Below are 25824 nucleotides of genomic sequence, written 5' to 3'. Positions count from 1 at the left end.
GCCACTACGCCAAAAAACGAAGCGCGCCGCCTGACGCTGAAGCCAGGCGACGCGCAGAGTCACAACCTTGCGCCGGTCAGGCCAGCGCGTCGGCCGGCTGTCGCTGCAGCAGCGCGAGCAACTGCGCGATCTCGTCGCGCATCTTGCGACGGTCGACGATCATGTCGATCGCGCCCGTCTTCAGCAGGAATTCGGCGCGCTGGAAGCCTTCCGGAAGCTTCTCGCGGACCGTCTGCTCGATCACGCGCGGGCCGGCGAAGCCGATCAGCGCCTTCGGCTCGGCGATCACGACGTCGCCGAGAAACGCGAAGCTCGCCGACACGCCGCCCATCGTCGGGTCGGTCAGCACCGAGATGAACGGCAGCTTCGCTTCGGCCAGCTTGGTCAGCATCGCGGTGGTCTTGGCCATCTGCATCAGCGACAGCAGGCTCTCCTGCATCCGGGCGCCGCCCGACGCGGTGAAGCAGATGAACGGCACGTGCTGCTCCAGCGCGTTCTGCGCGCCGCGCGCGAAGCGCTCGCCGACGACCGAACCCATCGAGCCGCCCATGAACGAGAACTCGAAGCAGGCCGCGACGACGGGCAGCGTGTGGATCGCGCCGCCCATCACGACCATCGCGTCGGTTTCGCCGGTTTCGTCCATCGCTTCTTTCAGACGATCGGGGTACTTGCGGCTGTCCTTGAACTTCAGCGAGTCGACCGGCACGATTTCCTGGCCGATTTCATAGCGGCCTTCCGGATCGAGCAGCCCGTCGAGGCGCTCGCGCGCGCCGATGCGCATGTGGTGATCGCACTTCGGGCACACGTGCAGGTTCGCGTCCACGTCGTTGCGATAGAGAACGGCCTCGCAGGACGGGCACTTGACCCACAGGCCTTCCGGAATGCCCTTGCGGCTTTTCGGGTCGGTCTGCTTGATCTTCGGCGGCAACAGTTTGTCGAGCCAGCTCATCGTATGGTTTCCTGTTCCGTGGCGGGGCGGGCCGACCGGCCCGTTCCCGCTTCCTGTGTTGTGTTTACCGCGCCGTGTTGCCGGCACCGTCCAGGGCGGCGCGCAGCTCGGCGATGAACGACTTCAGCGCGGCGGCGGCACCTTCCGGCGCGGCGCTCTCGAGCAGTTGCACGAGGCGGCTGCCGATCACGACGGCGTCCGATACTTCGGCCACCGCGCGCGCCGTTTCGGCGTCGCGGATGCCGAAGCCGACGCCCACCGGAACCGGCACGCGCGACTTGATGGCCGGGATTTTACCCGCAATGCTCGAAACATCCAGATTTCCCGCGCCGGTCACCCCCTTGAGCGACACGTAATACACGTAGCCGCTCGCGATCTTGCCGACGTCGGCGATGCGTTCGTCGGTCGACGTGGGCGCGAGCAGGAAGATCGGATCGATCTGCGCGGCACGCATCTTTTCCGCGAACACGCCCGCCTCTTCCGGCGGATAGTCGACCACCAGTACGCCGTCGACGCCAGCCGCGTGCGCTTCGGCCGCGAACGTGTCGACGCCCATCCGTTCGATCGGGTTCGCATACCCCATCAGCACGACGGGGGTTTTGGGGTCGGTTTCGCGAAAACGCTTCACGTCGGCGAGCACGCTCTTCAACGTGACGCCGCGCGCGAGCGCGCGTTCCGACGAGCGCTGGATCACGGGGCCGTCGGCCATCGGATCGGAGAACGGCACGCCGAGTTCGATCACGTCCGCGCCGCCTGCGGCGAGCGCGTGCATGAATTCGACGGTTTTCGCGGGATCGGGGTCGCCGGCCGTGATGAACGGGATCAGGCCCTTACGGCCTTGTTCGGCGAGCGCGGCGAAGGTCTGCTGAATACGGGACATGGCAATTTTTCCTAGATGCGTTCGGCGATGCGGCGGCGCGATTCACGCGCACGCCGGCGCGGCGAGCGCGCTCACGCGCTCGTGCGCGATCGCACAATAGCTTTCGTTGATCTCGTAGCCGACGAAGTCGCGCCCCTGCCGTGCGCAGGCCACCGCGGTCGTGCCGCTGCCCATGAACGGATCGAGCACGCGGCCGCCCGGCGGGCAGCTCGCGAGCACCATCCGCTCGATGATTTCGAGCGGCTTCTGGGTCGGATGATCGACGCGCTCCGCGTGCTGCCGGTGCAGGCGCGAGACCGACCAGACGTCCTTCGGGTTGTAGCCCATCTCCAGCCACTTGCTGCCCTCGAACAGCTTGCGCGAGCGGGCCTTCTTCGTGTCGGCGTCGTACGGGATGCGGACCGGATCGAGATCGAAGTAATACGCCTTGGAAACCGCGAAAAAGCCGATGTTGTCGTGCACCGACGTGAAACGGCGCGTCGTGCCGCCCATGCTCGGCACGCGCCGGTCCCAGATGATCTCGTTGACCATCGTGAGCTGCGTCTTCAGGAAACTGAAGATTTCCGGCGCGTACTGCCACGTGCAGAAGATGTACATCGACCCGCTCGGCTTCAGCTTCGGAATCGCCAGTTCGAGCCACCCGCGCGTCCACGCGAGGAAATCGTCGCCCGAGCGCTTGTCCGAATCGTTGCCGTAGTCCTTGCCGAGCCCGTACGGCGGATCGGCGACGATCAGGTCGATCGACGCGTCCGGCAGGTGCGCGGCATCGGTCAGGAAATCGCGGTTGTGCAGTTCGATACCGGACGGCAGCGCGCGCGGCACGGCAGCGGCGGGCTGAACCGCCTCCGCCTCGCTCGCGGCGCCGCCGCCCGGCTCTTCGATTAGGTCACGCATCGGTCGGGGTCAGAGCTCGATGCCCGATCGCTCGGCGACCGTGTGCATGTCCTTGTCGCCGCGGCCCGACAGGTTGACGAGCAGGATCTTGTCCTTCGGCAACGTCGGCGCGAGCTTCACGCCATACGCGATCGCGTGGCTCGACTCGAGCGCGGGGATGATTCCCTCGATCCGGCAGCAGTCGTGGAACGCCTTCAACGCTTCATCGTCGGTGATCGGCACGTACTGCGCGCGGCCGCTGTCCTTCAGCCATGCGTGCTCGGGGCCGACGCCCGGATAGTCGAGGCCCGCCGACACCGAATGCGTCTCGATGATCTGGCCGTTGTCGTCCTGCAGCAGGTAGGTGCGGTTGCCGTGCAGCACGCCCGGGCTGCCGGCGATCAGCGATGCCGCGTGATGGCCCGTGTCGAGGCCGTCGCCGGCCGCTTCGACGCCGATCAGCTGCACCGATTGGTCGTCGATGTACGGATAGAAGATGCCCATCGCGTTCGACCCGCCGCCGACGCAGGCGATCACGGCATCCGGCTGCCGGCCGGCGAGTTCCGGCATCTGCACCTTGCACTCGTCGCCGATCACGCGCTGGAAGTCGCGCACCATCATCGGGTACGGGTGCGGGCCCGCGACCGTGCCGATGATGTAGAACGTGCTTTCGATGTTCGTGACCCAGTCGCGCATCGCTTCGTTCAGCGCATCCTTCAGCGTGCGCGAACCCGATTCGACCGGCACGACCGTCGCGCCCAGCAGCTTCATCCGGTAGACGTTCGCGGCCTGCCGGCGCACGTCCTCCGAGCCCATGTAGACGACGCATTCCATCCCGAAGCGCGCGCAGATCGTCGCGGTCGCGACGCCGTGCTGGCCGGCGCCCGTTTCCGCGATCACGCGCTTCTTGCCCATGCGCTTGGCGAGCAGCGCCTGGCCGATCACGTTGTTGATCTTGTGCGCACCCGTGTGGTTCAGGTCCTCGCGCTTCAGGTAGATCTGCGCGCCGCCGAGCATCTCGCTCCAGCGCTGCGCGTGATAGATCGGCGACGGGCGGCCGACGAAATACTTCAGCTCGCGCTCGAATTCGGCGACGAAGTCGGGATCGTTCTGGAACTTTTCATACGCCGCGCGCAGTTCGTCCAGCGCGTGAATCAGCGTCTCGGCGACGAACACGCCGCCATACGGGCCGAAATGGCCGCGATCATCAGGAAGGTTGTACATGGTGTCTCTCTCGATCGGTCGGTGCGCCCGCTTTCGGGGCCGCACCGGCTTGCATCACCCGGCGTCCGCTTCGCGCACCGCGCGTACGAACGCCGCCATCCGGGCGTGATCCTTCACGCCCTTCGCGCCCTCCACTTCGATGCCACTCGAGACATCGACAGCAAACGGACACAGCTGGCGGATCGCATCACCGACGTTTTGCGCGTTCAAGCCACCACTCAAAACGGCCCGACGCGCGAGCTCTGCGGGAATAAGAGACCAATCGAAGACCTTGCCGCTACCGCCGTAATCCGGCACCAAAGTGTCGAACAGGAGGCCGCGCGCTTTCGAATAATGAAGAGCCGATTCTACCAAATCGGCACGCTGCGTCGAGGGGCCGACGCGAACCGCGCGAAGCCACGGCAGGCGGGCCGCGCGGCCGAGCGCGTCGCACTGCGCCGGCGTCTCGTCGCCGTGGAGCTGCAGCATCGTGAGCGGCACGTCGCGCACGACGGCTTCGATCTCGGCTTCCGTCGCATTCACGAACAGCCCGACCACCGACACGAACGGCGGCGCCAGGCTCGCCAGCTCGGCCGCCTGCGCGATCGTCACCGCGCGCGGGCTCTTCGGGTAAAACACGAGGCCGATCGCGTCGGCGCCGAGCGCCGCCGCGTGCAGCACGTCCTCGGGGCGCGACAGCCCGCACAGCTTGATGCGCGTGCGCGGCGGCAGGACGGCCGCGGCGGAAGTCGAAGAAGACACGGCGTGCTCCGTCATGTTTGTGGGTCCAGATCCGCCCAGACGCTGCTCCACGGCACGCTGCCGAGCTGCGCGGGCGGGACGGCGAATTCCGCCGGGTAGCCGACGTGGGCGAGGTACAGCCCGTCGGCCATGAACGTCGGGGCCGCGAGGTTGCGGTCGCGACCGGCCAGCACGTCGGCGAGCCAGTCGGCCGGATAGCGGCCGCGCCCGACCGCGACGAGACAGCCCATCAGGTTACGCACCATGTGATGCAGGAACGCGTTCGCGCGGAAGCGGAAATGGAGGAAATGCCCCGCGCGCCGCACGTCGATCTGATACAGGTGTTTGACCGGCGTCTTCGACTGGCATTCCGACGACCGGAACGACGAAAAGTCGTGCTCGCCGATCAGGTGCGCGGCGGCGGCGCGCATCGCGTCGTCATCGAGCGGCGTGTGGATCCAGCCCGCGCGCCCGGCCAGCATCGGCGAACGCACCGGATGCACGTACAGCGCGTAGTAATAGGTGCGCTCGAACGCCGAGAAGCGCGCATGGAACGTGTCCGGCATCGGCTTCGCCCACTGCACCGACACGGTCGGCGGCAGGAACGCATTGGTGCCGCGCACCCACGAGAACACCTCACGCTCGAGATCCGTGTCGAAATGCACGACCTGCCCGAGCCCGTGCACGCCGGTATCGGTCCGCCCGGCCACCGTCGTATGCAGCGGCACCCGCGCGAACTCGGCCAGCGCATGTTCGAGCCGGTCCTGCACGGTCTTGCCGTGCGGCTGCGCCTGCCAGCCGCAGAACGCCGCGCCGTCGTACTGGATGCCCAGCGCGATCCGCATCACGCCTCGTCCGCCAGTTTCGCGAGCAGCGCGCGGGCATCGTCGCGCGTCGCGGCGTCGTTCGCGTCGACCACTTCCTGCAGCAGCGTCCGCGCGCCGGACAGGTCGCCCAGTTCGACGTACTCGGCCGCGAGGTCGAGCTTGTTGCGGGCGATGCGCGCGAGCTCGTCCGGCGTGAGCGCGGGCAACGCGACGCCCGGCGTGGACGGGAGGTCGAGATCGAAGTCGAGCTTCAGCGCGCCGAACTGCGCGCCGCCAAGCGGCGGCAGCGAAGTTGTCGCAGGCGGGATACCCGCCTGGCCGACAGGCGTCGCCGCGTCCGGATCCCAGTCGAACTCGTCGTCCTGGTCGGCTGGATGTTCCGGTGTCGTTTCAGCCGCACTCATCGGCGGGTGCTGGGCGGCTTGACCGTTAGTTGCAATTTCATCGGCGTCGGACTGCGGTGCGCGCGCAGACGGTTCCTCCGCCGCCGTCGACGGCTCGTCCCCCGTCCGCGGCGGCAACGGCATGTCGAGACTGTTGAGCGCGCTGATCGCGTTCTGCATCAGTGCCGCGTGCTGCGCGTCGGTGCTCGAAGGCGCAGCAGGTGCGGTAGGTGCGACGGTCGGCTCGGCCGGCTCATCGGCGGCAGGAGGTTCTTCCGCCGGTTCTGCGTCGTGCGGGGTCTCAGCCGAAACCGGGGTCACCTCGTTCGCGGCCGACGCGACAGCGTCAGCAGCCGGCAATTCGGGCGACTCGTCGCGCAGCGCCGCCATTTCGGGCGCGGGCGACGTATCCGCTGCCGGCGGCTCGATCGTCTCCGCCGCGGCAGCAGTCGCCTCGGCGAGATTCATGTCGGCTGCCGCATCGCGTGCGACCGGCATCTCGGGCGTGATCGGCAGTTCGCGTTCGACGGACGGCGCGGCTTGCGCTTCTGCAGCCGCGGCGGCGCCTACTGCAGCCGCGGTCGCAGCAGAACCCGCCTCACCCGCGCGGCGCCCCTTCCGGCGCTTGCGCCATGCGAAGCCGGCCGCGAGCACGATCACGGCAGCGCCGGCCGCGGCGGCCGGGCGCCAGTCCATCTGTTCGGTACGACGTGCCGGAGTCGCGACAGGCGCGACCGGTTGCACGGAAGCCGATGCCGGTTGCGGCGCACTGGCTGCCACACCCGACGCGGCTTCGTCCGCCCTTGCTGCAGCGGCCGATGCACCCGCGTCATTCGCGGCCGCACGCGGCGCGGCGGGCGCCGGAGCAGGCGCGACGCCGGTCGTCGTCGCCGGCTTGCCGATGCCGTGCTTTTGCAACTCCATCAGCACGCGGTTCTTCAACGCAAGCAATTGCTGCAGGCTCGACGGCCGCGGCTGCGACGCACCCACCGCGGGCGCTGCGCCGGCCGGCTCGCGCACGCCGGAAACGGGGTTGCCCGGCACTGACTGCGCCGTGGCCTCGCTCGCGGACGACGGCGCCGACTGGATCGCACCGCTCCATACATGCGGACCGCTCGCACCGCCCGTGGGCGCAGCCGGCTGCGTGCCATCGACAGCCGACGCGCCATGGGTAGCCGACGCGCCGATCGACGCCGAAACGCCGCTCGAAACGGACGCGCCCGCCGCTGCCGCCGTCGCGGCACTCGCCCCGCTCGCCGAAGCCGCATGCGCGGCCGGCGCCACCGGCGCGGGTTGCGCGGCCGAACCGGGATGCGGCGCGGATGCGCCGTACTGCGCGATCGCCGCCCCGCCCGATGCGGCGGCGGGCGCGGACGCGGCCGCCGTACCCGACGCAGCGGATGCGCCGGCCGGCGCGAGCGCCGCGCCGGTGGCGTCGAGCGCGGGCACCGTCAGCGTCGCGCCGACTTTCAAACGGCTCGCATCGCGCTTCATGAACGCCTGCGGATTGGCGTCGAACAGCGCACGCCCGGCGCGCGCGAGCACGGCCGGATCGTGCGATTGCGTGGCCGCCTTCGCGATGTCGTTCAGCGACTGGCCCGGCTGGACCGTCACGGTAAGCGGTGCGGCGGCGCCAACGCCGGATGCCGGCAGGTCGCCGGTGCCGACGGCCCACGCCGATGCGGCTGCGCCGAGCGCCAGGATCGCCAGCGCGCCACGCACGGCGCGCGACAGACGGGACCGGCGCGGAAACAAGGAAATTCGGGACATCGTTGGCTCTATCGCCGCGCACGGGCGCGGCTCGGATTCGCGGTTGGAAGCGTCAATAAAGTGCCGCAGAAATGCAAAAGCGTCGCGCGGAACGCGACGCTTTCGGCGGGTCTGTGCGTCGTAACCGCGTAGTTTACTTCACACGATCGGATTCCGGCCGAATTCGTCGCCCGACACGTACGGCCGGGGTACGGCCGGGCGCAGGCGGGCGCTCGTGCCGCGCGAGTCCGCGTGCCCGCAGCCCATGTACCCGATCGGTCAAAACGACCTGCGTACCTCAGTTGAAAGCCGTCTCGCGGCAGCCTCGCGCCCCGCTCGAATGACGCAGCTTTCTTGCGCTCAGCGGGCGTCCGCCGCAGGGACGCAGCGACAGAATCGAAAACGCGGCCCCGACAATTCACCTCGCCCGTCGTTAATGAATGAGCAGCCGTAAAAATCAAAACCCATTTCGACCGACGCCCCACTCCGCTCCAATCAATTCCAATTCGTCGATAAGAAGGCAATTTCCCTCTCTTATAGGAGAAATAAAAATCCACACCGCCAAACCCCCGCTCCGTATGGCTTTGGCCGCCTTCCGCACGCTCCATTGCCCATACAAAATCGATTTTTTCTGCATTAATTCAATTGCATCACACAAAATTACACAGACCCAATAATTCCCGTCGATACGATCGCCTTCAAACAGGAATCGGCACATGTCGACCCCGCGCTCGCCCATGCCGGAAAGGCCGGAATTACCAGGCGAATGCGCAGACGATCAAGACCCAGCAAACCGTCGACCACACGCTGCTGAACCTGCGCTGAATCGCGCATGAAAAACGCGCCGCGCCGGCCCCGAATCTCGAGGCCGACGCGGCGCGTCGTATCGTGCAGCCGGCCCGCGGGCCGGACAGCCGGCGTGCTTACTTGTCGAGCAGGATGCGCAGCATGCGGCGCAGCGGCTCGGCCGCGCCCCACAGCAACTGGTCGCCGACCGTGAACGCCGACAGGTATTCGCCGCCCATCGCGAGCTTGCGCAGGCGGCCGACCGGCACCGTCAGCGTGCCGGTGATCTTCGCCGGCGACAGGTCGCGCATCGACGCTTCACGCTCGTTCGGCACGACCTTCACCCAGTCGTTCGCCGAGGCGAGGATGCCGTTGATCTCGTCGAGCGGCACGTCCTTCTTCAGCTTGATCGTCAGCGCCTGCGAGTGGCAGCGCATCGCGCCGATCCGCACGCACAGGCCGTCTACCGGGATCGAACCCGGCTCGCCCATCGCCGGCTTGCCGAGGATCTTGTTGGTTTCCGCGCCGCCCTTCCACTCTTCCTTCGACATCCCGTTGCCGAGATCCTTGTCGATCCACGGAATCAGCGAACCGGCGAGCGGCACGCCGAAGTGGCTCGTCGGCATCGCGTCGCTGTTCATCGCGGCCAGCACGCGGCGGTCGATGTCGAGGATCGCGGAAGCCGGATCGGCGAGCTGTTCCTGCACCGCGCCGTTCAGCGTGCCCATCTGCGACAGCAGCTCGCGCATGTTCTGCGCGCCCGCGCCCGATGCGGCCTGGTAGGTCATCGCGGTGATCCAGTCGACGAGGTTCTCGCGGAACAGGCCGCCGAGCGCCATCAGCATCAGGCTGACCGTGCAGTTGCCGCCGATGAAGTTCTTCGTGCCCTTGACGAGCGCGTCCTTGATCACGTCGAGGTTGACCGGATCGAGGATGATGACCGCGTCGTCCTGCATCCGCAGCGACGATGCCGCGTCGATCCAGTAGCCGTTCCAGCCGGCCGCGCGCAGCTTCGGGAACACGTCGTTCGTGTAGTCGCCGCCCTGGCACGTGATGATCACGTCGCACTTCTTCAGCTCGTCGACGTTGGTCGCGTCCTTGAGCGTGGTCTCGTTTTTCGCGAACGACGGCGCCTTGCCGCCCGTGTTGCTGGTGCTGAAAAACACCGGTTCGATCAGGTCGAAATCGCCCTCTTCCTGCATGCGCTGCATCAGGACGCTGCCGACCATGCCGCGCCAACCTACGAGACCTACGTTCATGACTAACCCTTTGCTTTGAATGGAGCTTCCCCGCCATTTCCGTCCCCGCGTGACCGCGCGGGGAAACAGGCGGGCACGACGGCGATCAGCGTTTAATGATCGTTTTCGTGGTAATGGTTTTCGTGATGACGATGGCGCGCGCACCCGCACGGGCAGTGTTGCCGTGGAGTTTCAGGACCGGGGAGATCAGGGAAATCAGCGCCATCATTCGAGTCTACACAAAGCCGGTGGCCCGCACAACGGCCAACCGCACGCGAACCAGCCGATTTTGACGGCCCGTTCGCGCCCTTTTCCACATGAATCAATTACCGCACTTCATCGCCATGCGCTTACAGCGCGGCGACCACCGCATCGCCCATCGCGGCCGTGCCGACCTGCTTGCAGCCCGGCGTCGCGATGTCGCCGGTGCGGTAACCCTGTTCGAGCACCGTTTTCACCGCGCGCTCGATGCGATCGGCCTGCTCGGCGCGATTCAGCGAGTAACGCAGCAGCATCGCGGCCGACAGGATCGTCGCGAGCGGGTTCGCGATGCCCTTGCCGGCGATATCCGGCGCCGAACCGTGCGACGGCTCGTACAGGCCCTTATTGTGCTTGTCGAGCGATGCCGACGGCAGCATGCCGATCGAGCCCGTCAGCATCGACGCTTCGTCCGACAAGATGTCGCCGAACATGTTGCCGGTGACGATCACGTCGAACTGCTTCGGCGCCTTCGCGAGCTGCATCGCCGCGTTGTCGACGTACATGTGCGACAGCTCGACGTCCGCGTACTCCTTCGACACGTCGATCATGATGTCGCGCCAGAACTGCGACGTTTCCAGCACGTTCGACTTGTCGACCGACAGCAGCTTCTTCGCGCGCTTTTGCGCGGCCTGGAACGCGACGTGCGCGATGCGGCGCACTTCCGGCTCCGAATAGCGCATCGTGTCGAAACCTTCGCGCTCGCCGGCGAACGGGCCGTCCGGCGCCGCGCGCACGCCGCGCGGCTGGCCGAAGTAGATGTCGCCGTTCAGTTCGCGCACGATCAGGATGTCGAGGCCCGCGACGAGCTCCGGCTTCAACGGCGAAGCATCGACGAGCTGCGGATAGCAGATCGCCGGGCGGAAATTCGCGAACAACTCGAGATGCTTGCGCAGCCCGAGGATCGCCTGCTCGGGGCGCAGCGCGCGCTCCAGCGAGTCGTACTTCCAGTCGCCGACCGCGCCGAACAGGATCGCGTCGGCCTGCTTCGCGAGCGCCAGCGTCGCGTCGGGCAGCGGATGGCCGCTCGCCTCGTAGCCCGCGCCGCCGACCGGCGCCTGTTCGAGTTCGAACTTCTCGTCGAGTGCGTTCAGCACCTTCACCGCTTCATTGACGATTTCCGGACCGATGCCGTCGCCGGGCAGCACTGCAATCTTCATGCGAAATTCCTGACTGGGTAGATGGTGATGGAGGCAGGCCGGCGAGCGCGCGAAAAGCGCGCCCGCCTCGAACGCGACGTCAGCCGACCAGCTTGGTGTTGAGCCAAGGCTGCTTCACGAGCCGCTCCGCCTCGAACTGGCGGATCTTGTCCGCGTGGCGCAGCGTGAGGCCGATGTCGTCGAAGCCGTTCATCAGACAGTACTTGCGAAACGCGGCGATCTCGAACGGATACTCGCGGCCGTCGCCCGCGCGCACGACCTGCGCGTCGAGATCGATCGTCAGTTCAAACCCGTTGAACGCGACCGTCTCGTTGAACAGGTGATCGACCTGCTGTTCGGTCAGCACGATCGGCAGCAGACCGTTCTTGTAGCAGTTGTTGAAGAAGATGTCCGCGAAGCTCGGCGCGATGATCGCGCGGAAGCCGTACTGCTGCAGCGCCCACGGCGCGTGCTCGCGCGAGCTGCCGCAGCCGAAGTTCTTGCGGGCGAGAAGCACCGATGCGCCCTGGTAGCGCGGCTGGTTCAGCACGAAATCCGGGTTCAACGGACGCTTCGAGTTGTCCTGGCCCGGCTCGCCGTGATCGAGGTAGCGCCACTCGTCGAACGCGTTCGGACCGAAGCCCGTGCGCTTGATCGACTTCAGGAACTGCTTCGGGATGATCGCGTCGGTGTCGACGTTCTCGCGATCGAGCGGCGCCACGACGCCGGTATGTACAGTGAATTTTTCCATGATCCGTCTATCCGGTTGAAGGGCCGGCAGTCAGCCGGCGCACATCGACAAATTCTCGGCGGGAAACGTCACTCCGCGGCGCGCTTCAGCGCGTTGCCGGCGGCGTTGACGTCTTCCCCGAAGCCTTGGACGGTATTGCAGCCGGCCAGGCCGAAGCCCAACCCCGCCAGCGCCAGCGCGGCGACCAGCCGCGCGATGACCTTCGATGCCGTCACGTGTTACCCCAGCTGGCGAATGTCGACGAAGTGACCTTCGATCGCCGCGGCCGCCGCCATCGCGGGGCTCACGAGGTGCGTGCGACCGCCCGCGCCCTGCCGCCCTTCGAAGTTGCGGTTCGACGTCGACGCGCAACGCTCGCCCGGCTCGAGCCGGTCGGCGTTCATCGCGAGGCACATCGAGCAGCCCGGCTCGCGCCATTCGAAGCCCGCATCGGTGAACACCTTGTCGAGCCCTTCGCGCTCGGCCTGCGCCTTCACGAGGCCCGAGCCCGGCACGACCATCGCGAGCCGCACGTTCGACGCGACGCGACGGTTCAGCTTCTTCACGACGTACGCGGCCGCGCGGATGTCCTCGATTCGCGCATTCGTGCACGAGCCGATGAAGATCTTGTCGACCTTGATCGATTCGATCGGCGTGTTCGGCTCGAGCGCCATGTACGCCAGCGCGCGCTCCATCGCGTCGCGCTTGACCGGATCCTTCTCGCGCTCGGGATCGGGCACGCGGCCGTCGATCGACGTGACCATTTCCGGCGACGTGCCCCACGTGACCTGCGGGACGATCTCGGCGGCGTTCAGCTCGACCACGCGGTCGAACTGCGCGCCGTCGTCCGACTTGAACTGGCGCCAGTACTCGACGGCCTGATCCCATTCCGCGCCGGTCGGCACGAACGGACGGCCCTTCAGGTATTCGATCGTCGTGTCGTCCACCGCGACCATGCCTGCGCGCGCGCCGGCCTCGATCGCCATGTTGCAGACGGTCATGCGGCCTTCCATCGTCAGCGCGCGAATGGTCGACCCGCCGAATTCGATCGCGTAGCCCGTGCCGCCCGCGGTGCCGATCTTGCCGATGATCGCGAGCACGATGTCCTTCGCCGTACAGCCGCGCGGCAGTGCGCCCTCGACCTTCACGAGCATGTTCTTGCTCTTCTTCTGCAGCAAGGTTTGCGTCGCGAGCACGTGCTCGACTTCCGACGTGCCGATGCCGTGCGCGAGCGCGCCGAATGCGCCGTGCGTCGACGTATGCGAATCGCCGCACACGATCGTCATGCCCGGCAGCGTCGCGCCCTGCTCCGGCCCGATGATGTGGACGATGCCCTGGCGCATGTCGTTCATCTTGAACTGCGTGATGCCGAAAGCGTCGCAGTTCGCGTCGAGCGTGTCGACCTGCAGCTTCGAGACGGGATCGGCGATGCCGTGGCTGCGGTCCGTCGTCGGCACGTTGTGGTCGGACACGGCCAGGTTCGCGCTGATGCGCCACACCGGACGCTGCGCGATCTTCAGCCCTTCGAACGCTTGCGGGCTCGTGACTTCATGCAGCAGCTGACGGTCGATGTAGAGCAGGGTCGTGCCGTCTTCCTCGGTGTGGACCACGTGGGTGTTCCACAGTTTGTCGTAGAGAGTCTGTGCCATGGGTATGCGGGGTCGTTGTGACTACAAGCCTTACGGATGCGGTCGATTATGCCACGCAGAACGCGTGCCGGCGCGGGCCGGACGCGAAAAAACCCATTAAAAACAGTGGTTTGGCTGGTAGTGCCAATACCTGTATCGGCATTACCAGCCAAAACGGGCACACACGATCCGGCGCGAGACGATTGCGCGTGCGGTGCCCGTGTTCGCCCCTCGCCTACCCGTTCGGATATTCGCGATTGATCAGCGCGAGCCGCAGCATCGAGAGTTGCATGCCGGCGTTGCTCATCAGGTAAAGATCGCGCCGCCGCATCGCCGGCTGCTGGGCCGATGCATCGTAGATGCCCGGCAGCGCCAGTCCGGCCGGCACCGCCGCCTGCATCCCCGCCGCGTTCGACACGCGCACGGCGAGCGACGCCTGGTCGCGATGCGTGACCACGCCGACCTTGCCGAGCGCCGTGGCCGACCCAGCCTGCCTGACGATCGCGGCGACCACGCCGTCGGGCGTCGGTATCGGGCTGCCGGCGACTGCGGCGGGCGTCGCGATCGACGTCACGCCAGCCGTCAGTCCGTATTTCGACGCGAGCATGCTTGCGACTTCCTGCTGCGCGAAGACCGGCGCCGCGACTTTCTGCCGAAGCTGGAACACCGCATCGGCGATCGCCTCGTTCACGGGGTCCGGCACCGGCGTAGCAGCCGATGCGCCGGCGCGACCGCCGAAACCGAACGCGGCAATCGCGTTGATGGCGGCAGCATCGACGGTCGGCGGCGTCCACGAGAAAAACGTGTCGAGCAGGTAACCGGTTTCGTCGGCGGCGGTCGCGCGATCGTTCAGTTCGTTCGTCAGCTTGCCGAGCATCTGGCGCTGCAGTTCCGCGTCGGAAACGGGCGCGTCGTCCGCGAAAGCAGGTGCGGCGGCGGCGCACGACGCGGCGAGCAATGAAGTGGAAGCCAGGAAATGGCGGCGGTTCGTCATGGTCAGGGATAGGGAATTCGAATGAGAAACGAGGGAAGGTCTCAGCCCTTCGGGAACGCCTGCATCGTCGCGGTCATCGCGCGCGTCAGCATCTGCGCATACATGTCGTGCACGAGATAGAGGCTGCGGTTGCGCGTCCACGGCTGGCCCGACTGCGGGTCGTACGTCGTCGGCAGCGGCACCTCGGCGACCGCGGCCGCCTGCATGCCCGCCTGCCGCGACGTCTGGATGCAGCGCTTCGCATGATCGCGATGGCCGACCACCGCGACGGCGCCCATCGCCGCCGCTCCGCCCGCGCGCGATACGGCCACGGCCGCGACGCCCGCGGTGCTCAGGTACACGATCGAGCCGTCGCTCGCGGTCACCGGTTCGATCGACGACAGCACGTCGGCGCCCAGCCCGTATTTCGATACGAGAAAGCGCGCGATTTCCCACTGCGCGTACACCTTGACGGGCTTCAACTGGCGGATGCGGAACACGGCGTCCGCAAGCGCTTCGTTCACGGGCCCCGGATCGGGCAACGCGGACTGGTTGCCGCCGGTGCTCGACGTATTGCCGCTCGCCGCGTTCGGACGATTGCCGAAGCTGTACGCGACGATCGCGCCGATCTGGGCGGCCGGCACCGTCGGCAGCGCCCACGTGAAGCCGACGTCGGTCATCGCCGGCACGATCGCATCGACGGTCGCCGCATCGCCGAGCTGGGCGTTCAGTTTCGCGGATATCTGCGCGGCCAGCGCGGCGTCGCCGATCGGCGCCGACGTGACGCCGTCGCCGCCGCATGCGCCGAGCAATGAAGCCGCCGCGGCCGGCGCGGTGCAAAGGAACGTTCTGCGGGACGAAGCCGGGGTATGTTGACTCATGAGTGCGGGACGAAAGGATGCGAACCACGAACGCGCCCGACCACAGGCGCGACCGCCGGATTTCGCGGGGTCAAGAGGAAAGGCCATCGAGCAACCACGCACGCATCGGCATCGCGACGCATCGCCGGCTGGTGAAGCGCGATCGTAGGCGGCGTTGGTTAAATTGCGGTGAAAACACCGATCGAATCCGTTCGGCCGCCGCTGCGCTTCGCCGATGGACGAATCCGTTTCATCGGTGGCAAGCGCATCGCACTGTTGTTTCGCCGGTGGCCGGCGCGTGGCGCACGACGCACGCGGAACTTTTCCGACGATCTCCTAGACTGTCTATTCGCAGCGGGCGCCGCATGGCCGCCCCGTCGTCACGCAGCCGACAGCATTCGGCGCAACGAACAGGAGAACAGCATGCGATACGAACTCTATTACTGGCCTGAGATCCAGGGCCGCGGCGAGTACGTGCGGCTCGCGCTCGAGGCAGCCGACGCCGACTATGTCGACGTCGCGCGCGAATCGGGGCGCGGGATGGGCGTGTCGGCCATGATGCGCATGATGGACAGCGCGAAGGCCGAATGCGTGCCGTTCGCGCCGCCGTTCCTGAAGGCGGGCGACGTGGTCGTCGGGCAAACCGCGAACATCCTGCTGTTTCTCGGCCCGCGGCTCGGGCTCGCACCCGACGACGAAGCCGGCCGGCTGTGGGTGCACCAGATCCAGTTGACCGCCGCCGATTTCATCACCGAGATCCACGACACGCACCATCCGATCGGCAGCGGCCTGTACTACGAGGACCAGCAAGCGGAAGCGGCCGAGCGCGCGGCCGATTTCCTCGAGAACCGGCTGCCGAAATTCCTCGGCTACTTCGATCGCGTGCTCGAACAGAACCCGCACAAGAGCGGCTATATCGCGGGCAGCGCGCTCAGCTACGCGGACCTGACGATGCTCCAGCTGATCGAGGGCCTGCGCTATGCGTTCCCGAAAGCGATGAAGCGCGCGGAGCGCAAGATCGCGGCGCTCGTCGCATTGCACGATCGCGTCGCGCAGCATCCGCCCATCGCGCGCTACCTTGAGTCGGAACGCCGCATCCCGTTCAACGACATGGGGATCTTCCGGCACTATCCGGAGCTGGACAAGTAACGGCCCGGCACGTACCGAAGAACGTACGCGCGCCGGTGGGATCGCACGCAGGATCAGTGCGGCGGCCCGTGCCGCGCGGCGGCCGCGTCGCGCCCCACCACACGCCCGGCACCGACGGAAACCAGTAGCGCATCACGATCTGCGCGGCGACCAGCTCGATCGCGATCGTCACCGCCCAGCTGTACCAGTAGGTCCAGCCGAGCGCGACGCCGAAGCCTTCGTCGACGTACTTCTCGCCGTAGATCGTGAACGAGCCCGATACCGGCATCAGCGCGGCCATCTCGCCCAGCCCGGTGACCACGAAGTAGACCATGATCCCGATCGCGATCATCGCGATGTGGCGGCCCTGCAGACGGCGCTTCAGCGTCGTCCCGGACGGTGCGGCCGTCTCCGCTGCCGCTTGCATGGCATCCATAGTGTTCACCCCGATTGTGAGCCGGCCAGCCGATTTCATCTGGAATGCAAATCGATTGCCTGGTCATTCGCATCGAAACCGGCCCTGCCGGGGCCGGTCGCATCACACGACGCTGCGCTTGATCGCCTGCAGTTCGGCCGTCGTCACGATCTTCTCGATCCGGAACCGCGGGCTTTCCAGCCACGCGTTCGCGATCCGCCGGTACTCGTCGAGATCCTCGCACGCGAGCCGCACCAGAAAATCGAACGTGCCGCTCACCAGCCAGCAATCGAGCACGGCCGGACTCGCGCGCATTTCCTCTTCGAACGGCGCTTGCGAACGCCCGTGGTCGGCCAGCACGATCTGCGCGATCACGACGATCGGCTTGGTCGCGCGCGGCGCGTTGATCACCGCGCGGTACCCTTCGATCACGCCGAGCGCCTCGAGCCGCTCCACGCGCGCCTGGCACGGCCGCGGCGTGAGGTTCACGCGCTCCGACAGCTTCCGGTAGGAAATCCGCCCGTCGGTGCGCAGAATGTCGAGAATCCGGAGATCGATCTTGTTGAGCCGCATCTTCCTGTCGGTCATCCGCGTTCGCTCCGGTCGGGTCGTGGCTCATGCGCGGGCCGCCTGCCGGTCCGCATGCGGGCCACATTATCCGGCCGAAGCCGCCGCGCGCCAATCGGCTAGAACCGCAGCGACAGGCAGGTCAGGCCGCCGTCCATCTTGCGGAACTCGCTCGTGTCGATCACGTGCAGCGGCATGCCGAGCGACGCGATCGCGTCATGCACGCGCGGATAGCCGGCCGGCGTGATCAGCGTGCCGTTCACGCGCAGCGTGTTGCCCGCGTATTCGTCGGCGGCCGGGATCGCGATCCGGCGATAGTCGGCGAACGCCGGATGCGCGGCCAGCGCGTCGGTCACGAGCAGCGTGTCGTCGCCGAGCGCGTTGACGACCGATTTCAGGTGGAGGCCGGCACCAACCGGCACCGCGACGACCGAGTAACCGTAGCGCGACACCAGCGACTCGAACGCGGCGATGCCTTGCGCGTCGGTACGGCTCGTCAGGCCGATGAAGAAGCGCTTGCCGACCAGCATCACGTCGCCGCCGTCGAGGCGGCCCTGCTGCATCGGCAGCAGTTCGCGATGCACGCGCAGCGCCGCTTCGATGTGCGCGATCTCGCCGCGCCGGGCGGGCGCGCCGGGGCGCGTGATCACCGCGAATTCGGGCGTGACGACCGCGACGTCCTCGACGAAATGCGAATCGGGAAACGCATCGAGCGGCGGCAATTCGGTCAGCTCGACGCCGAGCATGCGCAACGCGTCGCAGTATGCGTGGAACTGCGCGAGCGTCTTGTCGTAATCGGGTGCGCCGAGTTCGGCGGTGGTCAGGCCCGCGCCGCAGGACGGCGCGGGACGGCGAACGATCGCTTGCGTGAATTGCATCGACTCCTCCATGATCTGCGCCGCCTCCGTGCGACGCACGGGCCGGCGGCGTTGTATCCGGACCATTATCGGAAGCCAAATTACGCAATTCGCGTCGATTTCGGCGGCGCCGACAGCCGATTGCGTCGAATTGCGCGCAACACGCAGCGGATTCGGCAGACAGACCGCCCGCCGTCTCGCGAACGGCCGTTTCGCCGCCTGCATGCGCGTTACGCGCCCGGTTCGAATCCCATCTGCGAACGGCCGAGCGCCGTGAGATCGCCCTCCCCGGCGCGGCCGTCGAAATCGACCTCGAAATGATCGGCCGGGAAATCGGGCGGGCTGTCGCCGCGCAGGAACGCGCGCCGCTGCCGCTGCAGGTACGCATCGTTCTTCGCACAGCCGGGCGCGGCCGCGATGTACATCACGTTGCTGTCGCCGCTGCCGCGATGTGCATCCTCGACCGCATGCACGACATCGCCGTGCCAGAACACCGCGTCGCCCGGTTCCATGTGCGGGATCGGCACCAGTGCGTCGAGCAGCAGCGCGTGCCATTCGGGGCGGATCGACAGCGCGCGGCCGGGACGCGCGCCGCACAGGTCGTCGTCTGCGACGTCGTCCTGCAGCGCGCGCAGCACGACATAGGCCATCGCGTTCGCGACCGGAATCAGTTGCAGCGTGCCGTCGCCGGGCCCCTGCGGCGTCAGCGCGGTCCAGCCCTGGAACGTGCGAAACATCGAACACACGGCCGGCGACGGAATCTCCTCGACGTCGGGGCGGAACGCCGCATCGAACGGATCGTAGTCGCGCCACCGGCCGGCCAGCACGTGGCGATAGACCTGGCGGAAATTCGTGCCCAGCCAGCGCTCGACGGAGCCGCCATCGACATGCGGCGACAGCCCGAGCGACGTCGACCCGGGCGGCCGGCGACGAATCCGGTCCGCATACGCGGGCACCTGGTCGGGATCGAAATGCGTGCGCGCACCGTCCGCGTGCCGCCACAGACGGTTCAGGAACACCCGTGCCTGCGTGAGCGCCGGCGACTGGCGCGCGGCCACCTGCGGCTTCGACCAGTAGACGCCGTAGATCTGCGGCTTGCCCGACGCGAGGTTGCCGAAATAGCGATCTTCCGCGCGCGCATGCAGCCGGTCGGTGAAGCGGTTCGCATCCAGATACGCGCCGATCTCGTCGTTCCAGTCGCGTGCCTGCCGCGCATCGAACACGCCGCGGATCACGACCGCACCACGCGTGCGGATCGCGGCGATCGCGAGCGGATCGACGGTCCCGCCCGCGATATCCGCGAACGGCACGACCGGAATCACGTCGTCGCCATGCGCGTGCGCGCGGCGAATCGCATCGACCTGCCGCGCGATGTCGCCTTCCACTTCGCGGAACGTGGCCGCGTAGCCGGGCAGGTCGGTGCGCAGCGCCCGTTTCGCCGTGCGGATCGCGGCCGGCAGATCGTCAATCGTCAGATGCATCGCTTGTCTCCTCGCTGAATCGCGTTCTGATGAGCACTCAGCGTACGGCCGCCGCACGGTCGCCATCGACACTATTCGGTCAACAATCGATACAATCCTGACAACCGCGTGTTACTCGGGACGATGGCAGACCACGCACAGCTTGTTGCCGTCCGGGTCGCGGAAATACGCGCCGTAGTAGTCGCGGTGATAGTGCGGCCGCAGGCCCGGCGGCCCTTCACAGGTGCCGCCGTGCTGCAGCGCCAGCGCGTGGCAGCGATCGACGTGCGCGCGGGTCGGCGCGTCAAACGCGATCGTGTGGCCGTTGCCCGGCTCGGGCGGGCGGCCGTCGAGCGGCTCGCCGAAGAAGAACAGCGGCCGATCGGCGTCGGCCGGCATCCAGCCCGACCAGCCGTCCGGTTCGCGGAATTTCAGGCGCAGCCCGAGTTCCGCGAACAGCGGCGCGTAGAAATCGTAGGCGCGCGCCGTATCGCCGACACCCACGCAAACATGTGAAAACATGGCATCGCTCCGTCGTGAAGATCGTTCACGATCATGCCACGGCGCGCTGCCCGCTCCCACCGGAGGCGCGATGAAACCGCAATACGAGCACGTAACGTTCGCGTCCGGCTGTTCGATCCGTGTGTATCACCGCCAGCTCGCACGCATTCCGTTCGAGTGGCATCGCCATCCCAAGTACGAACTGACGCTGACGCTCAACAGCCGCGGCCAGCGCTTCATCGGCGATCACGTCGCGCGCTACGCGGATGACGATCTCGTGCTCGTGCCGCCCAACCTGCCGCATACGTGGTCGTCGAACGCGCGCATCGATCGCGACGCGCCCGAGGTCGCGCTCGTCGTCTGGTTCGACGGAGACTGGGTACGGCGGCTGGCCGACTGCTGCCCCGAATACGCGCCGCTGCGCTCGCTGCTGCGGCGCGCGGCGCCCGGCCTGCGCTTCGACGTGGAGACGGCCCGCGCGATGCGCGCGCGGCTGTCGCGGTTGCTCGATCCGTCGCCGCGCATGCGGCTCGCGGCCACGCTCGATACGCTGGCCGATCTCGCGGAAGCCGGCGGCGAACCGCTCGCCACCGCGCAGGCGTACGAGCGGCCCGACGGCGCTCCATCACCCGCCGGCCCGGTGGCCCCCGAAACCGAACGCCTCGACCGCGTGCTCGACGCGATCGACCGGCAGTTCCACGAACCGCTGCGCATCGACGCGCTCGCGGCCCTCGCGCACCTGTCCGAACGCACGCTGCAGCGGCTGTTCGCGCGCCATCTCGGCGAAAGCGTCGGCCGCTACGTGCAACGGCTGCGGCTCGCGCACGCGTGCCGCCATCTCGTCGGCACCGACTGGCCGATCGCGACGGTGGCCGCGCGCTGCGGCATTCCGAATGCCGCGAACTTCAACCGCCAGTTCCTCGCCGCGCGGGGCATGACACCCGGTGCGTACCGCCAGTTCTTCAAGCAGCAAGGCCACGCATCCGACGACGGCGCGCCCGCGCTCGACGCGCGACCGCCGTCGCTGGAGCGTCGCGCAGGATCGCGCGAGCGCCGGCCGCCCAAATGAAAACACCCCGACGGGCGGACCCGTCGGGGTGTCGTGGCGTGGCGATTGCCCGACGCGAGCGGCCTGCCGGCCGTTCGCGCCGCACACGATTTAACGTGCGTCGATCGGCTTCGCTTCGCGCGGCGTATCGCCGATGAACAGCTGGCGCGGACGGCCAATCTTCTGTTCCGGATCGGCAATCATTTCGTTCCACTGCGCGATCCAGCCGACCGTACGTGCCATCGCGAAGATACACGTGAACATCGACGTCGGGATGCCCAGCGCGCGCTGGACGATACCCGAGTAGAAGTCGACGTTCGGGTACAGCTTGCGCGACACGAAGTATTCGTCCTCCAGCGCGATCTTCTCGAGCTGCATCGCGAGCTTGAACAGCGGGTCGTCGTGCAGGCCCAGTTCGTTCAGCACTTCGTAGCACGTTTCGCGCATCAGCTTCGCACGCGGGTCGTAGTTCTTGTACACGCGGTGACCGAAGCCCATCAGCTTCACGCCCGAATTCTTGTCCTTCACCTGCTTGATGAATTCGGGGATGTTGTCCGGCGAACCGATCTGCTCGAGCATGTTCAGCGCGGCTTCGTTCGCACCACCGTGCGCCGGGCCCCACAGACAGGCGATACCGGCCGCGATACACGCGAATGGGTTCGCACCCGACGAACCGGCCAGGCGGACCGTCGACGTCGATGCGTTCTGCTCGTGATCGGCGTGCAGGATCAGGATACGATCGAGCGCGCGGACGAGCACGTCGTTGACCTTGTACTCTTCGCACGGGTTCGAGAACATCATGTGCATGAAGTTCGCGCTGTACGACAGTTCGTTCTTCGGATAGACGAACGGCTGGCCGATGCTGAACTTGTACGCCATCGCGACGAGCGTCGGCAGCTTCGCGATCATGCGGATCGCCGACACTTCGCGGTGACGCGGATCGTTGATGTCGAGCGAATCGTGATAGAACGCCGACAGCGCGCCGACGGCCGCCACCAGCACCGCCATCGGGTGCGCATCGCGACGGAAGCCACGGAAGAAGAAGTGCATCTGCTCGTGCACCATCGTGTGCTTCGTGACGGTGTCGACGAATTCCTTCTTCTGCGCGGCGTTCGGCAGTTCGCCCTTCAGCAGCAGGTAGCAGGACTCGAGGAAGTCCGCGTTTTGCGCGAGGTTGTCGATCGGGTAGCCGCGATACAGCAGTTCGCCCTTGTCGCCGTCGATGTACGTGATCGCCGAATTACAAGCTGCCGTCGACATGAAGCCCGGGTCGTACGTGAACTTGCCGGTCTGGCCGTACAGCTTGCGGATGTCGATCACGTCCGGGCCCATCGTGCCCTTGTAGATCGGCAGTTCGACGCTCGGCGAGTTGTCGCTGAACGATAGCGTGGCTTTAACATCAGACGGAGTCATGGCACATCCTCAATCGAAATAAAGAAACGGGATTCGATAACGGGCGCAACGTGTTACACCTTGGCGTTACACGTTGCGCAGCATCTCCAACAGCCGGCGAATGTCCGGGCTGTCTAGGTCGCCCTCTGGTTCCTTGCGCGCGAGGAGCAAGTCCATCAGGTCGTTGTCGCTCAGATCGAGCAGGCGCGACAACGCGCCTACGTCTGCATCGGTGAGGTCATGCTCGTATCGGCTGAAGAAACGCTCGAATACGATGTCGTTCTCCAGCAGACCCCGCCGCGCGCGCCAGCGAAGGCGCGCGCGGCGGTGCGGGTCGGATTGATGCGAATCGTCGCTCATCAATCTTTATACCGCGCGGCGAACCATCAGTTCCTTGATCTTGCCGATCGCCTTCGTCGGGTTCAGGCCCTTCGGGCAAACGTCGACGCAGTTCATGATCGTGTGGCAACGGAACAGACGGTACGGGTCTTCCAGGTTGTCGAGACGCTCGCCGGTGGCGGTGTCACGGCTGTCCGCGATGAAGCGGTAAGCCTGCAGCAGGCCGGCCGGGCCGACGAACTTGTCCGGGTTCCACCAGAAGCTCGGGCACGACGTCGAGCAGCTCGCGCACAGAATGCACTCGTACACGCCGTCGAGCTCGTCGCGCTCTTCCGGCGACTGGAGACGTTCCTTCTCCGGCGGCGGCGCGTCGTTGATCAGGTACGGCTTGATCGAGTGGTACTGGTTGAAGAAGTGCGTCATGTCGACGATCAGGTCGCGCACGACGGGCAGGCCCGGCAGCGGACGCAGCACGATCTTCTGCGGCAGGTCGTTCAGGTTCGTCAGGCACGCGAGGCCGTTCTTGCCGTTGATGTTCATCGCGTCCGAACCGCACACGCCTTCACGGCACGAGCGGCGGAACGACAGCGTCTCGTCCAGTGCCTTCAGCTTGACCAGCGCGTCGAGCAGCATGCGCTCATGCTGGATCTCAAGCTCGTACGTCTGCATGCGCGGCGCTGCGTCCTTGTCCGGATCGTAGCGGTAGACTTCAAAAATGCGTTTTGCCATTTCGGATTCCTTTGACTCGGCTTAGAACGTGCGCGGCTTCGGCGGCACGGATTCGACCGTCAGCGGCTTCATTTGAACCGGCTTGTAGTCGAGGCGATCGCCTTCGCTGTACCACAGCGTGTGGCGCAGCCAGTTGTCGTCGTCGCGATGCTCGTAGTCGCTGTGCGCGTGTGCGCCGCGGCTTTCCTTGCGCGCTTCGGCCGACACCATCGTGGCGCGAGCCACTTCGATCAGGTTCTCCAGCTCGAGCGCTTCGACGCGCGCGGTGTTGAACACCTTCGACTTGTCCTTCAGGTGGATGTTTTCCACGCGTGCCGCCAGGCCGGCCATCTGCTCGACGCCTTCCTTCAGCAGCGCCGACGTGCGGAACACGCCTGCGTGCTTCTGCATCGTTGCGCGGATGTCGTTCGCGACGTCCTGCGTGTACTCGCCCGAGCTCGACTTGTCGAGCTTCGCGAGGCGCGCCAGCGAGAATTCGCCTGCATCGGCCGGCAGCGGCTTGTGTTCCTTCTGGTTCTTCACGTGCTGAACGATATGGTTGCCGGCCGCACGGCCGAACACCACGAGGTCCAGCAGCGAGTTCGTGCCGAGACGGTTCGCGCCGTGCACCGACACGCACGAGCATTCGCCCACCGCGTAGAAGCCGTTGACCGGCTCCTTGTGATCGCGCGACGTGCCGACGACCTGACCGTGGATGTTGGTCGGGATGCCGCCCATCTGGTAGTGGATCGTCGGGACGACGGGAATCGGTTCCTTGATCGCGTCGACGTTCGCGAACTTCAGCGCGATTTCGCGGATCGACGGCAGACGCTTCATGATCGTCTCGGCGCCGATGTGCGACAGGTCGAGCAACACGTGATCCTTGTTCGGACCGACGCCGCGACCTTCCTTGATTTCCTGGTCCATCGAACGCGACACGAAATCGCGCGGCGCCAGATCCTTCAGCGTCGGCGCGTAGCGCTCCATGAAGCGCTCGCCGTTCGCGTTGCGCAGGATACCGCCTTCGCCGCGCACGCCTTCGGTGATCAGCACGCCCGCGCCGGCCACGCCGGTCGGGTGGAACTGCCAGAACTCCATGTCCTGCAGCGCGATGCCCGAGCGTGCCGCCATGCCGAGGCCGTCGCCGGTGTTGATGAACGCGTTCGTCGACGCCGCGAAGATCCGGCCTGCGCCGCCCGTCGCGAACAGCGTCGTCTTGCCTTCCATGATGTAGACGTCGCCCGTCTCCATCTCGAGGGCCGTCACGCCGAGCACGTCGCCGTCTGCATCGCGGATCAGGTCGAGCGCCATCCATTCGACGAAGAACTGCGTCTTCGCTTCGACGTTCTGCTGGTACAGCGTGTGCAGCAGCGCGTGACCGGTACGGTCGGCGGCCGCGCAAGCGCGCTGGACCGGCTTCTCGCCGTAGTTCGCGGTGTGGCCGCCGAACGGGCGCTGGTAGATCGTGCCGTCCGCGTTGCGGTCGAACGGCATGCCGAAGTGTTCGAGCTCATACACGACGTTCGGCGCTTCACGGCACATGAACTCGATCGCGTCCTGGTCGCCGAGCCAGTCGGAGCCCTTGATCGTGTCGTAGAAGTGGTAGTGCCAGTTGTCTTCGCTCATGTTGCCGAGCGACGCGCCGATACCGCCTTGCGCGGCCACCGTGTGCGAACGGGTCGGGAACACCTTCGACAGCACGCCGACCGACAGGCCCGCGCGCGACAGTTGCAGCGCTGCGCGCAAGCCGGAGCCGCCTGCGCCGACGATCACGACGTCGAATTTGCGGCGCGGGAGGGAAGTTTTGATTGCAGCCATTCTTTACACTCTCCAGAGAATCTGCGCGGCGTAGCCCGCACATGCGAGCAGCCAGACGATGGTCAGCGATTGCAGCAGCAGGCGCACACCGACGGGCTTCACGTAGTCCATCCAGATGTCGCGCACGCCGACCCATGCGTGGTAGAAGAGGGAAAGCAGCATCACGAAGGTCGCGAGCTTCATCCATTGCGCGGCGAAGATCGATGCCCAGCCTTCGTACGAAAAATCGTGCGCGCCGAAGAACAGGACGAGCAGAATGACCGTGTAGACCGCCATGATCGTGGCGGTGACGCGCTGCGCGAGCCAGTCGCGCAGGCCGTAGTGAGCGCCGACGACGAGGCGCTTCGAGCCGATTCGGTTGTTGGCTGCCATTT

At 66.6% G+C, this 25824-nt stretch carries 26 protein-coding genes and 1 pseudogene; 2 read left to right on the top strand and 25 right to left on the bottom strand.

All coding sequences use genetic code 11. The features are described 5' to 3' along the window. Positions 1–76: 76 nt before the first annotated feature. The 15 genes from accD to QZM72_RS21695 all read right to left on the bottom strand — a co-directional run bounded on the left by accD (position 77) and on the right by QZM72_RS21695 (position 15238). The gene (accD, locus tag QZM72_RS21765) at positions 77–949 is read right to left on the bottom strand and encodes an acetyl-CoA carboxylase, carboxyltransferase subunit beta (protein ID WP_009691548.1); all 873 of its coding nucleotides are present in this window, start codon (positions 947–949) and stop codon (positions 77–79) included. 64 nt (positions 950–1013) lie between these two features. Next, the gene (gene trpA / locus QZM72_RS21760; RefSeq protein WP_089469384.1) at positions 1014–1829 is read right to left on the bottom strand and encodes a tryptophan synthase subunit alpha; all 816 of its coding nucleotides are present in this window, start codon (positions 1827–1829) and stop codon (positions 1014–1016) included. 42 nt (positions 1830–1871) lie between these two features. Continuing rightward, entirely contained in the window at positions 1872–2723 is an 852-nt protein-coding gene (locus tag QZM72_RS21755; protein WP_089469383.1) for a site-specific DNA-methyltransferase, read from the bottom strand. Between the two features lie 9 nt (positions 2724–2732). Further along, entirely contained in the window at positions 2733–3926 is a 1194-nt protein-coding gene (gene trpB / locus QZM72_RS21750; RefSeq protein WP_089469382.1) for a tryptophan synthase subunit beta, read from the bottom strand. Between the two features lie 54 nt (positions 3927–3980). Beyond that, positions 3981–4682 (bottom strand): phosphoribosylanthranilate isomerase, encoded by a 702-nt coding sequence (locus tag QZM72_RS21745; protein WP_089469381.1) that lies wholly within the window; start codon positions 4680–4682, stop codon positions 3981–3983. Then, positions 4679–5491 carry a tRNA pseudouridine(38-40) synthase TruA gene (truA, locus tag QZM72_RS21740; protein WP_179233483.1) on the bottom strand — a complete coding sequence of 271 codons (813 nt, stop codon included), beginning with the start codon at positions 5489–5491 and terminating at the stop codon, positions 4679–4681. The genes QZM72_RS21745 and truA overlap by 4 nt, the downstream gene beginning before the upstream one ends. Then, complete coding sequence (locus QZM72_RS21735) at positions 5491–7626, bottom strand: FimV/HubP family polar landmark protein (RefSeq protein WP_301739168.1); 2136 nt, start codon at positions 7624–7626, stop codon at positions 5491–5493. The genes truA and QZM72_RS21735 overlap by 1 nt, the downstream gene beginning before the upstream one ends. Before the next feature lie 902 nt (positions 7627–8528). Continuing rightward, positions 8529–9650: an aspartate-semialdehyde dehydrogenase gene (asd, locus tag QZM72_RS21730; protein WP_069618461.1), complete on the bottom strand. Its 1122-nt coding sequence runs from the start codon at positions 9648–9650 to the stop codon at positions 8529–8531. 85 nt (positions 9651–9735) lie between these two features. Further along, positions 9736–9855, bottom strand: coding sequence for a hypothetical protein (locus QZM72_RS21725; protein ID WP_006756675.1), 120 nt, complete (start codon positions 9853–9855; stop codon positions 9736–9738). Positions 9856–9979: 124 nt separating this feature from the next. After that, on the bottom strand, positions 9980–11047 hold the full coding sequence (gene leuB / locus QZM72_RS21720) for a 3-isopropylmalate dehydrogenase (RefSeq protein ID WP_011548096.1): 1068 nt from the start codon (positions 11045–11047) through the stop codon (positions 9980–9982). Positions 11048–11126: 79 nt separating this feature from the next. Continuing rightward, positions 11127–11777, bottom strand: a complete 651-nt coding sequence (gene leuD / locus QZM72_RS21715) for a 3-isopropylmalate dehydratase small subunit (RefSeq protein WP_301739167.1) — start codon at positions 11775–11777, stop codon at positions 11127–11129. A 68-nt stretch (positions 11778–11845) separates the two neighbouring features. Beyond that, positions 11846–11992: an entericidin A/B family lipoprotein gene (locus QZM72_RS21710; protein ID WP_089469376.1), complete on the bottom strand. Its 147-nt coding sequence runs from the start codon at positions 11990–11992 to the stop codon at positions 11846–11848. A gap of 3 nt (positions 11993–11995) precedes the next feature. After that, positions 11996–13405: a 3-isopropylmalate dehydratase large subunit gene (gene leuC / locus QZM72_RS21705; RefSeq protein WP_301739166.1), complete on the bottom strand. Its 1410-nt coding sequence runs from the start codon at positions 13403–13405 to the stop codon at positions 11996–11998. A 214-nt stretch (positions 13406–13619) separates the two neighbouring features. Beyond that, positions 13620–14378, bottom strand: coding sequence for a Tat pathway signal protein (locus QZM72_RS21700; RefSeq protein ID WP_301739165.1), 759 nt, complete (start codon positions 14376–14378; stop codon positions 13620–13622). A 41-nt stretch (positions 14379–14419) separates the two neighbouring features. Further along, a complete protein-coding gene (locus QZM72_RS21695; protein WP_301739164.1) occupies positions 14420–15238 on the bottom strand; it encodes a hypothetical protein in 819 nt (272 codons plus the stop codon). 402 nt (positions 15239–15640) lie between these two features. Between QZM72_RS21695 and QZM72_RS21690 the strand changes: the two genes are divergently transcribed. Next, on the top strand, positions 15641–16366 hold the full coding sequence (locus tag QZM72_RS21690; protein WP_301739163.1) for a glutathione S-transferase: 726 nt from the start codon (positions 15641–15643) through the stop codon (positions 16364–16366). 88 nt (positions 16367–16454) lie between these two features. Here QZM72_RS21690 and QZM72_RS21685 read toward each other — a convergent pair. From QZM72_RS21685 to QZM72_RS21665, 5 genes and pseudogenes are all read right to left on the bottom strand, one after another. After that, positions 16455–16781 (bottom strand): annotated as a pseudogene (locus tag QZM72_RS21685) (lysine transporter); the annotation flags it as partial. Positions 16782–16883: 102 nt separating this feature from the next. Beyond that, positions 16884–17348, bottom strand: a complete 465-nt coding sequence (locus tag QZM72_RS21680) for an Lrp/AsnC family transcriptional regulator (RefSeq protein ID WP_301739162.1) — start codon at positions 17346–17348, stop codon at positions 16884–16886. A 98-nt stretch (positions 17349–17446) separates the two neighbouring features. Then, complete coding sequence (locus QZM72_RS21675) at positions 17447–18205, bottom strand: dimethylarginine dimethylaminohydrolase family protein (protein ID WP_301739161.1); 759 nt, start codon at positions 18203–18205, stop codon at positions 17447–17449. A gap of 209 nt (positions 18206–18414) precedes the next feature. Beyond that, positions 18415–19665 (bottom strand): DUF1479 domain-containing protein, encoded by a 1251-nt coding sequence (locus tag QZM72_RS21670; protein WP_301739160.1) that lies wholly within the window; start codon positions 19663–19665, stop codon positions 18415–18417. A 111-nt stretch (positions 19666–19776) separates the two neighbouring features. After that, positions 19777–20166, bottom strand: a complete 390-nt coding sequence (locus QZM72_RS21665) for a VOC family protein (RefSeq protein ID WP_301739159.1) — start codon at positions 20164–20166, stop codon at positions 19777–19779. Positions 20167–20236: 70 nt separating this feature from the next. Here QZM72_RS21665 and QZM72_RS21660 point away from each other — a divergent pair, with 70 nt between their 5' ends. Further along, positions 20237–21214 (top strand): AraC family transcriptional regulator, encoded by a 978-nt coding sequence (locus QZM72_RS21660; RefSeq protein WP_301739158.1) that lies wholly within the window; start codon positions 20237–20239, stop codon positions 21212–21214. 90 nt (positions 21215–21304) lie between these two features. On the opposite strand, the gene gltA is transcribed toward QZM72_RS21660, so the two are convergent. From gltA to sdhD, 5 genes are all read right to left on the bottom strand, one after another. Then, entirely contained in the window at positions 21305–22606 is a 1302-nt protein-coding gene (gltA, locus tag QZM72_RS21655) for a citrate synthase (protein ID WP_089469367.1), read from the bottom strand. A 66-nt stretch (positions 22607–22672) separates the two neighbouring features. Next, positions 22673–22945 (bottom strand): succinate dehydrogenase assembly factor 2, encoded by a 273-nt coding sequence (locus QZM72_RS21650; RefSeq protein ID WP_089469366.1) that lies wholly within the window; start codon positions 22943–22945, stop codon positions 22673–22675. A 6-nt stretch (positions 22946–22951) separates the two neighbouring features. After that, complete coding sequence (locus tag QZM72_RS21645; RefSeq protein ID WP_006479352.1) at positions 22952–23653, bottom strand: succinate dehydrogenase iron-sulfur subunit; 702 nt, start codon at positions 23651–23653, stop codon at positions 22952–22954. 21 nt (positions 23654–23674) lie between these two features. After that, positions 23675–25450 carry a succinate dehydrogenase flavoprotein subunit gene (gene sdhA / locus QZM72_RS21640; RefSeq protein ID WP_089469365.1) on the bottom strand — a complete coding sequence of 592 codons (1776 nt, stop codon included), beginning with the start codon at positions 25448–25450 and terminating at the stop codon, positions 23675–23677. 3 nt (positions 25451–25453) lie between these two features. After that, positions 25454–25822 carry a succinate dehydrogenase, hydrophobic membrane anchor protein gene (gene sdhD, locus QZM72_RS21635; protein WP_006487767.1) on the bottom strand — a complete coding sequence of 123 codons (369 nt, stop codon included), beginning with the start codon at positions 25820–25822 and terminating at the stop codon, positions 25454–25456. Positions 25823–25824: the final 2 nt, after the last annotated feature.

The organism is Burkholderia sp. AU45388 (assembly GCF_030481585.1).
GTDB classification, from domain to species: Bacteria; Pseudomonadota; Gammaproteobacteria; order Burkholderiales; family Burkholderiaceae; genus Burkholderia; species Burkholderia sola.
Note: the sequence above shows the minus strand (reverse complement) of the source record. Positions and strands in the feature narration are given on the sequence as shown.